This is a genomic window from Paraburkholderia sp. BL17N1, from assembly GCF_003634175.1.
Taxonomy (GTDB): domain Bacteria; phylum Pseudomonadota; class Gammaproteobacteria; order Burkholderiales; family Burkholderiaceae; genus Paraburkholderia.
The window spans coordinates 3157889-3169939 of record NZ_RBIW01000002.1 but is presented as its reverse complement, the minus strand read 5'-3'; the positions used below and the strand labels follow the sequence as shown (position 1 = coordinate 3169939).

Here is a 12051-nt window from a genome sequence, read left to right as displayed (position 1 = left end):
TTTTTGCAGGCCTATGATGAAACCGCTCGCTCAGTTTGTCGGCGCTTGTGGCGATGCTGCGTGGGAACGGCGCAATGCGGAGCATCGAAACAAGCACGATTGCGGATACGCCAGGGTGAAAGAGCAGGCGTCGCGTTCGGGGCAGACGGCGCTACGCTCTCGATACGTTTCATTAGTTCAGGAATTCTCAGTATGAAAGTAGCCGTGATACAGGCAGCCCCCGTCCCTCTGGACAGGGCGGCGACGATCGTAAAGGCATGGGCGTGGGCATTCGGCACCGGTTCTGACGGGTTTCGATGCTTGCCGATGGAATTGGTCCCGGCGCTGGACGGAGCTTGAGTTTCAATCGATGGGCAAAACTTGCGCCCGTCCGCCGCGCCGCCAGATGGGCGCATGGTTGCCCGATACGGTGCATCAAAAGCAATCTGCTGCAGGTTGAAGCGAGACGATCTGAGTTATCGAGCACGTCGAGCACGGCGATCTGCCCGATCCCGGCGATCGTCTAACCCTGCCAGAACAAGACGCGAGAGAAAATCCGCCACCCTATGTATTCCATAATCGTATAGAAGAGTGGTTATTCTTCATTTTCAAGGTATGTCAATCGCCGCTAGTATTCAGACTCCTGGCCGCGCCGCGTGGCGCGCCAGGGGCGGCCGGCGCCCGTAGCCCGCCGCGCCGGGCCGATGCGTAAGCGCCGGTTCAACCATTCATTGGGCGCAGCAACGTCGACGGCGAGGCGAGCGTCTGCGAGGAGACCCGAACGTGAAAATGACCTTTCGCTGGTACGGCGACACGGACCCCGTGCCGCTGGCCTATATCCGCCAGATCCCCGGCATGGTCGGGGTTGTCTCGGCGGTCTACGACGTGCCTGTGGGCGACGTGTGGCCGATCGACAAGATCCTGGCGCTGAAAGTGAAGGTAGAGGCTCACGGGCTGACACTGGAAGTAATCGAAAGCGTGCCGGTGCACGAGGACATCAAGCTCGGCAAACCGACGCGCGACTCGCTCATCGCCAACTACGGCCAGACGCTGCGTAACCTCGGCGCCTGCGGTGTGAAAGTGGTCTGCTACAACTTCATGCCGGTGTTCGACTGGACCCGCACCTCGCTGGAAATGCCGCTGCCCGATGGATCGACGACGCTCGCGTTCGAGACGCAAGCGATCCGCGAGCTCGACGTCAGCCAGGGGATCCAGTTGCCCGGCTGGGACGCGAGCTATCGGCCCGAGCAATTGAAGGCTCTGTTGCGCGACTATGAGGCGCTTGACGAAGCCGGTCTTTGGGCCAACCTCGACTACTTCCTGCGCGCGATCATTCCTGTGGCCAAAGAAGCCGGCATCAAGATGGCGATCCACCCCGACGATCCGCCGCGGCCGATTTTCGGGCTGCCTCGCATCGTCAAGAAACGCGCGGATTTGCAGCGCGTGCTGGCTATCGTCGACGATCCCGCTAACGGCTTGACGCTGTGTTCGGGGTCGCTGGGCGCGGACCTGCAAAACGATATTCCGGCACTCGTGCGCGAGTTCGGCGCGCGCGGCCGGATCCATTTTGCACACCTGCGTAACGTGCAAGTCAATACGGCGGGCGACTTTCACGAGACCTCGCATCGTTCGGCCGATGGCTCGCTCGACATGGCGGAAATCGTCAAAGCCTACTTCGAAACCGGCTTCGAAGGCTATGCAAGGCCGGACCATGGACGAATGATCTGGGGCGAAACGGGCCGCGCCGGCTACGGGCTATTCGACCGCGCGCTAGGCGCGGTCTACCTGAACGGCATCTGGGAAGGCCTCGCCAAACATACGGGCGATCATGCGGCTAAGTAATGCTGCCCTGGCTACGCTAGCCACGCGCGCCGCCGGCGAAGTCGTCGTTCCTGCCTACGATCGCGCGAGCCTTGCACCGGGCATCGTCCATCTGGGCCTCGGAGCGTTTCATCGTGCGCATCAGGCTGTGTACACCGAGCACGCGTTGCGCGCTGGCGATCACCGTTGGGGCATCGTCGGCGTGTCGCTGCGCCGTGCGGACACGTCGGAGGCGCTCGCTCCGCAGGATCATCTCTATGCGGTGGACGTGCGCGACGGCACCGCGGATTCGTTCCAGGTCATCGGTGCGCTGGTCGCTTCGCTGGTCGCGCCGCAGTCGCCCGCCGCCGTCCTCGATGCGATGACCGATCCGCGCTGCCATATCGTCAGCTTGACGATTACCGAGAAAGGCTATTGCCGCAATCCGGCGAGCGGCGAATTGCAGTTCGATCACCCCGACATTGCTCATGATCTGCGCGAGGCCGCCGCGCCGCGTAGCGCGATCGGCTTCGTCGTGCGCGCGCTGGCGTTGCGCCGCGCGGCCGGTTTGGGCCCGTTTACCGTGCTGTCGTGCGACAACCTGCCGTCCAACGGCGACACGATGCGCGCGTTGACGCTGGCGTTCGCGCGCGAAACGGATCCTGCGCTGGCCGACTGGATCGAGCAAAAGGGCGCATTTCCCAACACGATGGTGGATCGGATCGTGCCGCTTACCACCCACGCCGATCGCACGCGCGTAGCAAAGCAACTCGGTGCCGACGATGCGTGGCCGGTGATGACCGAGCCATTTTCGCAGTGGGTGATCGAAGACCGCTTCGCTGGGCCGCGGCCGGCGTGGGAGCACGCAGGCGCGACGCTCGTGGATGACGCGCGTCCCTATGAACAGGCCAAATTGCGGATGTTGAACGGCGCGCATTCGGCGCTCGCCTACCTCGGGTCGCTGATCGGCTATGACACCGTCGATCAGGCGATCGGCGCGCCGGCGGTGCTGAACTTCGTCGAAAGCATGTTGCGCGACGAGGTGGAGCCGACGCTGTCGCGACCCGCTTTGGCAACCTATCGCGCTGAACTGTTCACGCGTTTTCGGAACACCGCGCTCGATCACCGCTTGCAGCAGATCGCGACCGACGGCTCACAGAAACTGCCGCAGCGCTGGCTGGAAAGCGTGCGCGCCAACCTGAAAAGCGGCGCGCCGACCGAACGTCTAGCTTTTGCGCTGGCCGGCTGGATCGCGTACCTCGGCGGCGTGGACGAGACAGGCCGCACCTACGCGATCGCGGATCCGCTCGCCGACACACTGACCGATGCGGTCCGCTCGACCTTGCTCGCGGATGCAGTCGATGCGGTAAGAACACTGTTCGGAATCGAGTCGATCTTTGGTTGCGATCTGCGCACGCACCCGCGTTTCGTCGCACAAGTCGCACGCCATCTGGATGCGATTCGCACGCAGGGCGTCGTCGAAGCGATTAACGCTTTACCGCCTCAAGCCATTCACATAGCCGCAACGACCGCCGCTTTCTGACGGTCGGCAATCCTGAACAAATGGAGGAAGACATGAGCGACCTGCTCATCAAACCGTCAATGCCTGCCGAAGACGGTCAGATCATCCATATCACGCCGGCGAACGCCGGCTGGAAATACGTCGGGTTCGATGTGTTCGACCTGAAGCCTGGCGCGACCGTTACTCGTGAGACAGGCGATCGCGAAGTCGTGGTCGTGCTCGTCAAGGGGCACGCAACGGCTGGTTGTGAAGGGCTCGCGAGCCGCGCAATCGGCGCGCGGCTCTCGCCATTCGATGGTGCGCCGTGGTCCATGTACGTGCCGCCGCATACGCGCTACACGATCGTGGCCGTGGACGATGTCGAACTCGGCATCTGTTCCGCGCCCGCGAAGGGCGGCTTGCCGCCGCGCTTCATTGCACCTGATGAGGTCAAGCAGGAAACCCGCGGTACTGGCGCCAATCTGCGTCACGTGCGCCACATCCTGCCGGAAACCGAGCCGGCGGAAAGCTTGCTGGTGGTGGAATCCGTGACACCGGCGGGCAACTGGTCGAGTTATCCGCCGCATCGCCACGATACCGACGATGGCGAGCAGCAGACCTATCTCGAGGAAACCTATTACCATCGCGTCTCGCCGCCGCAGGGCTTCGCGATTCAGCGCGTCTACACCGACGACCGCAGTCTGGACGAAACGCTCGCGGCGTACGACAAGCATGTCGTGCTGGTGCCGCGCGGCTATCATCCGGTTGCCGCGGCGCACGGCTACGACCTCTATTACCTGAATGTGATGGCGGGTCCGCGTCGCACCTGGCACGTGCACAACGAGCCGGCGCATGAATGGTTACTACAGCCAGGCGCAAGCGCCGCGGTGGACGGCGCGCGCTGAATCGCGGTGCGGTAAGTCAGTCGCTGTCGGCGTCGGTGCCTTGGGTGTCGAATCCGGCAGCCTCTCGCAGCGCTTGCAGCATTGCCCGCGCACCCGGTGAGAGCCTGTCGCCGCGCCGTGTGACGATGCCCGCCGGTCCGAGCTTCAGATCGAGTTCGAACGGCAGCGGTTCGAGCGCGCCGGCAATGCAATACGGCCGCACCGGCTCGCGCGCAAGCGGCGCGATCATATCGCTCATTTGCAGCAGACTCGTGATGACAGGCAGTGATGAGCTCTCGACCACATCCGTCGGCAACGCGAGCTGCCGTTCGAGAAAAAGTTGCGTGAACTGATTGCGCATGACGTTGCCTTTAGGCGGCAGGATCCACGTTTGCGGCGCGAGTTCGTTCCAGCTCAGAGTCTTGCGCTTGACGAGCGGATGGCCAACGCGTGCGAACAGCGCGTGCTGCGCTTCTGCGAGCGGGGCGTAGTGCAGTTCCGCCAGGTCGTCCGGATTGCGGATTCGCGCGACGATCATATCCAGCTTGCCTTCCTGCAGACGCTGCACCAGCACCTCGCTGAACTCCATTTCAATGTTGACGCGAATCTGCGGGAAGCGCTTCTTGAGCAGCGCGACGGCCTGCGGCACGAGGTTGGTGGCCGCGGTAACCTCGGTGCCGATCATCGCCTGCCCGGTCAGGCCGGCTTTGAGCGCGGACACTTCGTCGTACGCGTGCTGCAGCTCCGCCAGCACGCTGCGCGCATGGCGGATCAGCACCTCGCCGTACCAGGTGGGCTCGACACCGCGCGGATGCCGTTCGAACAATTGCACCCCCATGGTCTCTTCCAATTCACGCAACAACTTGGTCGCCCCGGGCTGCGTCATGTATGCGGCCTCCGCCGCGCGCAAAACCGAGCGATGGATGTCCAGCTGAACGATCAGGGCTAGTTGGCGAGTCTTCAGACGCGTGGGATCGAAGCGGCCCGTCGCAGTGGCGCCCACGCCGTTATCAGGATGAATGGCCGAGGTCACGATGTCGTCTCCATGTATTCCTTATCGATATAGATTTTGAGTTATTTTTCATTATAAAAGAATATCGATCGATTCTACTATGCAGATGACGTCTCGCATTCCGATGCGGGGCGGATTCCATCATGGGCATCGAGACCGGCTGCATCCGGCATTCGCGCAGGCAGCCGCACAGGAGACGAAGACGCAATGAACACCCGTACCGCAGACATTCCGCCGGAAGGCATCACTACCGACGAGTTCCTCGGCCGCGTCGCCAAGGTCCGCAGCGCACTCGACAAGGCGGGGCTGGTCGGCATGCTCGCCTTCGGCGATTGCTGGCGTGGCGCGAATATCGGCTACTTTACCGAGTTCCGTCCGCTCGACGGCGTATCGGACATCGCCAACGCGATCCTGCTGCTGCCCGTGGACGGCGACCCCGTGCTGTTCGTGTCCGATCAATGCTTCGACTACGCGACCAGCGTGACCGCCTTCGAGGTGCGCAGCCTGCGGGACGTCACGCAGCAGGTGCAGGCATTCTCGGCGCGGCACCGCAGCGGCACGGTCGGCCTTGCCGGCGCCGCCTATATCCCGGCGGACCTGTTGCAGCGCCTGAACGCCGGTCTCGGCGAACTGAAGCTCGAACCGACAATGGTGCTGGCCGAAATCAAGGCGATCAAGAGCGACGCCGAAGTGGCGCTGATGCGCAAAGCCGCCGCCCTGACCGATTCGGCGATGGCCGCGATTCGCGACGCGCTCGCCGACGGCCGTCCCTACACCGAGCGTGAACTCGCTTTGATCGCCGACCGCGCGATGCTCGCCGGAGGAGCGGACCGGACTGCGTTCGATTCGATGGTGCAATCCGGTCCGCGCTCGGCATATAACCTGGCGCGACCCACCGACCGCATCCTGCAACCGGGCGACCTGATCATGACCGACATCGGTGCGCGTTATCGTGGGTACGTAGCCGATGGCGGACGCGGTTTTACCTACGGTCCGGCGAATCCCGAGAAGATGGCGATCGTCGCGGCAGCGGCGCGCGCGGTCGAAGCGGGGCTTGCCGCCGCGCGTCCCGGCATGGCGGCCCTGGAACTGAACGCCGTGATCCAGCAGGCGCTAGTGAAATCGAACTACGAGCAATACTCGAGCGAAGCGCGCGGCCATGGCACCGGTCACGGCACCGGCATGGACCCGGAAGAAGAAGCGCCGTGGATCGGCCCGGGTAACAAGACCGTGTTGCAGGAAAACATGGTCTTTACCCTGAAGGCGACGATCACGGTGCCGAACGTCGGCGGTCTGCGCACGGAACGTATCGTGCGGTTGACCTCGGGCGGCGTCGAAACGCTCGACCAGTTCCCGATGGAACTGCACTGGTGAGTGCAGCGAATTTAACGTAACGTGCCGGCGGATCCGCGCCGCCGTCACGCAGCAGTGCAAGACATAGATTCCCAGAGAAGGGAGGAGACATGAATACATCGCCCGTTTCATCCGGCAACGCGCCGGTTATCAGCCGGTCGGCCGTCAACCGGGTGCTGGTTGCTTCGGTAGTCGGGACCGCCATCGAGTGGTACGACTTTTTTCTGTATGCCACCGCTTCGGCGCTGGTCTTCGCCAAGCTGTTCTTCCCCTCGTTCGATCCGGTGGTCGGCACCATCGCGGCGTTCGGCAGTTTTGCGGTCGGCTATCTCGCACGGCCCTTTGGCGCCGTGTTCTTCGGGCACTTTGGCGATCGCATCGGACGCAAGGCGACGCTCGTCGCGACGCTGACAATCATGGGCGTCGGCACCTTCGTCATCGGCCTGTTGCCGACTTACGCCTCGATCGGCGTCTGGGCGCCGGTCCTGCTGGTGGCGATGCGCTTCCTGCAAGGGCTCGGCGTCGGCGGCGAATGGGGCGGCGCGGTGCTGATGGTGGTCGAAACGGCGCCGGCCAGCAAGCGCGGCTTCTTCGGCGCGTTCCCGCAATTGGGCGTGCCGCTCGGCTTGATGCTTTCGACCGCGGTGTTCAAAGCCGTTTCGAGTCTGCCGTCAGACGCGTTCTATTCATGGGGATGGCGCCTGCCGTTCCTGCTGAGTGTGGCGCTGATCGCGATCGGCCTGTTCATCCGCCTGCGCGTGATGGAGTCGCCGGTATTCGAACAGATCAAGGCGAGCAAGCAGGTCGTGAAGGCGCCGCTGATCGAATTGCTGCGCCGGCATCCGAAAGACCTCGTGCTGACGATCGGCACGCGCTTCGCGGTCGACATCACTTTCAACGTGATCAACGTGTTCGTGCTGGTCTATGGAACGACGCGGCTCGGCTTGTCGCGTGGACTACTGCTGAACGCCATCATCCTGGGCTGCGTGTTTGCGCTGATCACGCTGCCGCTGTTCGGCAAACTGTCGGACGTGATTGGACGCCGGACCGTCTTCATGCTCGGCGCGGTGTTCGTGGCGATCTATGGATTCGCGTTTTTCCCGCTGCTTGAGACACGCAATCCGACCTTGATTTTCGTGGCGTACGTTTGCGGTATCGCGTTGAGCCAGGCGTCGGTGTACGGCGTGCAATCGACGTGGTTTGCCGAACTGTTCGGTACGCGGGTGCGTTATACGGGTGCCTCGCTGCCGTATCAGATTGCCGGCATCATCACGTCAGGACCGACGCCGTTGATCGCCACCTATCTGTTCGCCACGTATGGCCAGACGCTGCCCATTTCGATCTATATCGCGGCGACGGGATTGCTGAGCCTGGTGTGCGCGTTTTTCCTCGCCGAGACTTTCAGGCGGGATCTGTCGGCAGAGCCGGAAGATGAGGCGGCCGCTGCTCTCAGCGCACGTACGTCCGCACACTCGCCGCATCCTCTGCCGCGCTGAGCGCAAATCGATCCGGCTGCTGTGCTCCATGCAGAGCGGCCAGGATCGTACCGGCCCGCGCACGCGAAGACCGCCTTATTGCATGGCGGCCCGCGCTGTAGCGGCGGATTCGAAAATAACTTGCGCCCGGCATGCCGGGCGCTTTGATTTGTGGCTTCGCGATATCGAATCGCCGAATTGCCGAGGCGCCGTCGATCAGAACAGGCTGAAGTCGTCGTTGCTATCGGGGATGGCGTTAAGCACGTCCCGCAGCGCGCGCCAGCCGAACCATCCCGAAAGATTCGCCGACATCGCCAGCCAGCGCGGCGCGTGCGTGCTCTTGCGCGTCGACGGCGCTCGATGTTGGGCTTCGACCTTGCGCGCGTCGAGCGAGGCACGGAGCAAAGGGCAGGTAGGCATGCAGTGTCTCCTTTTCAGCGAGCGGTGCCGTCGGCAGTTGCCGCGGCTGCGGCCACGCGCGGCAGAATCGCCGCGAATACTTCCGCCAGCGTCGTCGCGCCGAACCGCCGCTCGCTGATCCCTGCTTCGACGTCGATACGGCCCGCGTTGTGCGCGTCATAAAGTTCGGTGATCAAACGCGCATGGTGTTCGCCGAGCCCCGCGCCTTGCAGCATCGCGGCCCATTCGCCGCGCGGCACCTCGCGCGCGACGACGGCACGCCCCGCCAGTTCGCTGAGCGTGCGCGCCACGTCCAATGCGCTGGCGCGCTCGGCGCTTTCTATGCTCACCACGCGCGGCGAGACCGGCTGCGCGCCATCGTCGAGCAACAACTCGGAGGCGAGCGTGCCCACGTCCTGTGCGGCGACAGTCGGAAAGCGCTTGCTCAACGGATGATGCAAACTCGGCAGCGCGCCGCTCGCGAGCGCGAGCGGCAGCACACGCGCCCAGTTGTGCATATGTTCGGCGGCGCGCAGAAACGTCAACCGCGAATCGACCGTTCGCAATTGCGTTTCAAGCTCGTGAAACAGCGTGGTGATGCCCGTGCCGGCCGGATGTTCCGCGCCGTAGTCGGAGAGCGCGACGATGCGCGGCGGCGGATCGGCACGCAATGCCGCGACGCTGACGTCGATCATGCGCCGCATCGCCTGCGCGGGATCGGCATGCCCATGCGGCAGCGGACATAGGAGTTGCACCGCATGCGCGCCTTCGATGGCGCGCGCCACCGTGGCGGCGTCGAGCAGATCGGCCACGACGACTTCGCAGCCGGGTTCGGCGAGAAATTCGCCCTGTTGCTTATCGCGAACCACCGCGCGCACGTCGCGGCCCGCCCGGCGCAATGCCGCCGCGCTTACTTTGCCGACATTGCCGGCGGCTCCAAAAATCACGAACACGTTGCGCTCCCTGGTTGACTCGGTATGACCTCATCTTAGGGACGCAGCGGCCGGAAAGCGCGCGGGCAAGGATTGCGCCGCGCAGATTCGGATGACGGTTTTCGCATGCGGCACCGCAGCGGAAGCGTTGAATCACGTAGAGTCGAGCGAAGCCGCGCAAAACGCAGCACAATGCAGACTCACTCGCCGTCATCCACGAGGGAAACAATGAATGCAGCAACACCGACACCAGTAGGGCATTTGTTACCGCATAGCGGTTCCCGCCTCGCGTTGCGCTCGAGCAGGCTGCTCGGCTGGCAGGGCTTCGGCGCGGAACTGGTCAACGTGTCGGCCGGGCTGCACCGTATTCCCGCGTTCAATTATCACCGGGTGGGCGTGCATGTCGGTGCGCCGGTCAGGGCGCGCTGCCTGTGCAACGAGCGGCGCCACTCGCGAATCCAGGCGCATGGCGACGCCGACGTGATCCCCGCCGGACTCGACGGGCAGTGGAGCGACGAAGCCGCCTGCACGATTTTCAGCGTGTGGATCAGCGAGGCGTTTGCGCAGCGGACCGTCGAGCAACTGTCGTTGAAATCGGGCGATGCGCAATTGCGTCCGCAGTTCCAGATGCGCGATCCGCGCTTCCAGCATCTCGCCTGGGCGTTGCGCGCCGAGCTGGAAGCGGACGAACCATCCGATCCGCTTTACGCCGAAAGCCTGTGTACGGCGATGGTGGTGCGCCTGATCGGCGGTGCGCCGATGCTCGACAACAAGCGGCGCCCGCTCGCGCCGAAAACGGCCGCGCGCGTGATCGAGTTCATCGAAGCGCATCTGGACCAGCGGCTCACGCTAAGTGAGTTGGCCGCGCTCGTCGATTTGAGCGTGCCGCATTTCAAGGCGCTGTTTCGCGAGACGCTCGGCATGCCGGTTCATCAATACGTGGTGCAGCGGCGCGTGGAGCGCGCGCGAACGCTGCTGTTGCAAGGCAAGTTCAGCGCGAGCCAGATCGCGCTGGATACGGGCTTCGCGCATCAGAGTCACATGGCGCATTGGATGGGCCGCCTGTTGGGCGTGACGCCGCGCGAGCTGATCCGCTCAACGGCAAATGCAAGCCGCGTTGTCGAGTTCGAATCGAACCAGGTCCGCAGCATCGCCATACCGCGATAGAGCTTAAAAACGATGCGATGCGCACGGCCTCACACGTTCGAGGCCGCGCCCGCAAAATAAAAAGCAAACCGCAATGCAGCAGCCCAGCGATCAACCCGGCGCCGCGCCCGTCAACTGCGAATACACGTCATGTGAAAGTTGCAGCAACTGCTTGCGGTCGATTCCTCCCGACACCGCATAGCCGAAGTCGCCGTCAATCCAGTAGAACACATTCACCGGGCCGTCCTGATACAGCTTGAACGCCGTCGTATTCGAGTTCTGCTGGCGGCGCGAAATGCACAGCGTGACGCGCTCGCCGTTCGGCCCGCGATACATGAATTGCGCGGTCGGTCCATCGGCGCCGGGCAGCAGGCGCCCACCCGAGAGGTTGAAGCCGCTCTTCGAGAGAACCGGCGGATGCACATTCGTGCCGAGCCGGTTGGCGAGCCACTGCACGAAATCCTGTTCGTGGTCGTCGGTGCTCAACTCGGTCGGCCGGTCGACGGCGGGCATGTAGACCACATGCGCCACCGCCGCCTGGTGCGCGAACATTTCCGAGCTGTCCGCACTGACAGGGCGCGTGTCGGAGTGGCCGCCCGCGACCGGCGCAATCACGTCCTGGCCCATATGCGTGCCCACGCCGATGCCCACGCCCATCACCAGCGCCGCCGCCATCCCGGCGAATTGCGGCCAGTTGGCGGCAAGCCGCCAGCGGCGCGGCGCGGGTGCTTGCAGGCGCTTCGGCACGGGCTCGTTCAGCACGCGGTCATAGCGCTCATGGAACATGCTATTCAGCGAAAAATAATCGCTGACGCGCGCGGCCAGCTCGGGATTCTGTTCGAGCGCGCGCTCCACATCGGCACGGCGTTCGTCGGACAGCGTGCCATCCACATACGCATGCAGTTCTTCTTCGCCGATCGGCATAGTCTGGTCGCTCATCGCACCACCTGTAATTTTGCACCGGGCTGCGTGCCCGCCATCAACGCCCGCAAGCGTTCGCGTCCGCGCGACAGCCGCGACATCACCGTGCCGAGGGGAATGTTCAGCGCAAGCGCCACGTCGGCATAGCTCATTTCCTCGAGGCCCACCAGCAGCACGACTTCGCGCTGCTCCATGGGCAGGCGCTGCAACGCGTAGTCGAGATCGCGCATTTCCAGCGAGCGGGTCTGCTCGGAGGGCACGGCGAATTCGCTCTCGGACACGCTTTCGTCGTCGACGGCCACGTGGACGGCGCGCGCCGACGCCTTGCGCGCCTGATTGGCGAACACGTTGTGCATGATCGTAAACAGCCACGCGCGCAGGTCGGTGCCTGGCTGGAACATGCCGGTGCGGCCGAGCGCGCGCTCCAGCGTGTCCTGCACCAGATCGTCGGCGAGGTCGCGATTGTTGATCAGCGCTCGTGCGTAGCGCCGCAATCGCGGCACATGTTCCATCAACTCGTCACGGACATCCATTTTTTATCCCAGTCGTGGGGTTTCCGCTGGCAGGGAGGCGTACTGCTGTCGCGCGAAAAGACGCATTTGAGATGCGAACACAGTTGCGCGCACTTTATTCCGCCGCCGTGTCTGAG

At 63.8% G+C, this 12051-nt stretch carries 11 protein-coding genes; 6 read left to right on the top strand and 5 right to left on the bottom strand.

The annotated features are described in order from the left end of the window. Positions 1-762: 762 nt before the first annotated feature. From uxuA to iolB, 3 genes are read left to right on the top strand one after another with little or no spacing between them, the layout of a single operon-like run. Complete coding sequence (gene uxuA / locus B0G82_RS34125; RefSeq protein ID WP_121310464.1) at positions 763-1821, top strand: mannonate dehydratase; 1059 nt, start codon at positions 763-765, stop codon at positions 1819-1821. Beyond that, a complete protein-coding gene (locus B0G82_RS34120; protein WP_121310463.1) occupies positions 1808-3322 on the top strand; it encodes a mannitol dehydrogenase family protein in 1515 nt (504 codons plus the stop codon). Before uxuA ends, B0G82_RS34120 begins: the two co-directional genes overlap by 14 nt. Before the next feature lie 32 nt (positions 3323-3354). Then, a complete protein-coding gene (gene iolB, locus B0G82_RS34115; protein WP_116148829.1) occupies positions 3355-4185 on the top strand; it encodes a 5-deoxy-glucuronate isomerase in 831 nt (276 codons plus the stop codon). A gap of 16 nt (positions 4186-4201) precedes the next feature. On the opposite strand, the gene B0G82_RS34110 is transcribed toward iolB, so the two are convergent. Beyond that, on the bottom strand, positions 4202-5197 hold the full coding sequence (locus B0G82_RS34110; protein ID WP_121310462.1) for a LysR substrate-binding domain-containing protein: 996 nt from the start codon (positions 5195-5197) through the stop codon (positions 4202-4204). A 186-nt stretch (positions 5198-5383) separates the two neighbouring features. Here B0G82_RS34110 and B0G82_RS34105 point away from each other — a divergent pair, with 186 nt between their 5' ends. Together B0G82_RS34105 and B0G82_RS34100 are read left to right on the top strand one after the other, a co-directional pair. Then, on the top strand, positions 5384-6550 hold the full coding sequence (locus B0G82_RS34105) for a Xaa-Pro peptidase family protein (RefSeq protein ID WP_116144654.1): 1167 nt from the start codon (positions 5384-5386) through the stop codon (positions 6548-6550). An 89-nt stretch (positions 6551-6639) separates the two neighbouring features. Then, a complete protein-coding gene (locus B0G82_RS34100) occupies positions 6640-8025 on the top strand; it encodes an MFS transporter (protein ID WP_121310461.1) in 1386 nt (461 codons plus the stop codon). Between the two features lie 195 nt (positions 8026-8220). On the opposite strand, the gene B0G82_RS34095 is transcribed toward B0G82_RS34100, so the two are convergent. Then, positions 8221-8424 carry a hypothetical protein gene (locus B0G82_RS34095; protein ID WP_121310460.1) on the bottom strand — a complete coding sequence of 68 codons (204 nt, stop codon included), beginning with the start codon at positions 8422-8424 and terminating at the stop codon, positions 8221-8223. Positions 8425-8438: 14 nt separating this feature from the next. Further along, positions 8439-9356 carry an NAD(P)H-binding protein gene (locus B0G82_RS34090; protein WP_121310459.1) on the bottom strand — a complete coding sequence of 306 codons (918 nt, stop codon included), beginning with the start codon at positions 9354-9356 and terminating at the stop codon, positions 8439-8441. A gap of 207 nt (positions 9357-9563) precedes the next feature. Between B0G82_RS34090 and B0G82_RS34085 the strand changes: the two genes are divergently transcribed. Beyond that, positions 9564-10502 carry a helix-turn-helix domain-containing protein gene (locus B0G82_RS34085; RefSeq protein ID WP_121310458.1) on the top strand — a complete coding sequence of 313 codons (939 nt, stop codon included), beginning with the start codon at positions 9564-9566 and terminating at the stop codon, positions 10500-10502. Positions 10503-10592: 90 nt separating this feature from the next. On the opposite strand, the gene B0G82_RS34080 is transcribed toward B0G82_RS34085, so the two are convergent. Further along, a complete protein-coding gene (locus B0G82_RS34080; protein WP_121310457.1) occupies positions 10593-11420 on the bottom strand; it encodes an anti-sigma factor in 828 nt (275 codons plus the stop codon). Continuing rightward, positions 11417-11935: a sigma-70 family RNA polymerase sigma factor gene (locus B0G82_RS34075; RefSeq protein WP_012426855.1), complete on the bottom strand. Its 519-nt coding sequence runs from the start codon at positions 11933-11935 to the stop codon at positions 11417-11419. The genes B0G82_RS34080 and B0G82_RS34075 overlap by 4 nt, the downstream gene beginning before the upstream one ends. Between the last annotated feature and the right edge of the window lie 116 nt (positions 11936-12051).

Bases quoted from the DNA above. Each gene is read 5' to 3' on its own strand.
- B0G82_RS34105 (WP_116144654.1), top strand. From the start codon at position 5,384: ATGAACACCCGTACCGCAGACATTCCGCCGGAAGGCATCACTACCGAC.
- B0G82_RS34080 (WP_121310457.1), bottom strand. From the start codon at position 11,420: ATGAGCGACCAGACTATGCCGATCGGCGAAGAAGAACTGCATGCGTAT.
- B0G82_RS34085 (WP_121310458.1), top strand. From the start codon at position 9,564: ATGAATGCAGCAACACCGACACCAGTAGGGCATTTGTTACCGCATAGC.
- iolB (WP_116148829.1), top strand. From the start codon at position 3,355: ATGAGCGACCTGCTCATCAAACCGTCAATGCCTGCCGAAGACGGTCAG.
- B0G82_RS34120 (WP_121310463.1), top strand. From the start codon at position 1,808: ATGCGGCTAAGTAATGCTGCCCTGGCTACGCTAGCCACGCGCGCCGCC.
- B0G82_RS34095 (WP_121310460.1), bottom strand. From the start codon at position 8,424: ATGCCTACCTGCCCTTTGCTCCGTGCCTCGCTCGACGCGCGCAAGGTC.
- B0G82_RS34100 (WP_121310461.1), top strand. From the start codon at position 6,640: ATGAATACATCGCCCGTTTCATCCGGCAACGCGCCGGTTATCAGCCGG.
- B0G82_RS34075 (WP_012426855.1), bottom strand. From the start codon at position 11,935: ATGGATGTCCGTGACGAGTTGATGGAACATGTGCCGCGATTGCGGCGC.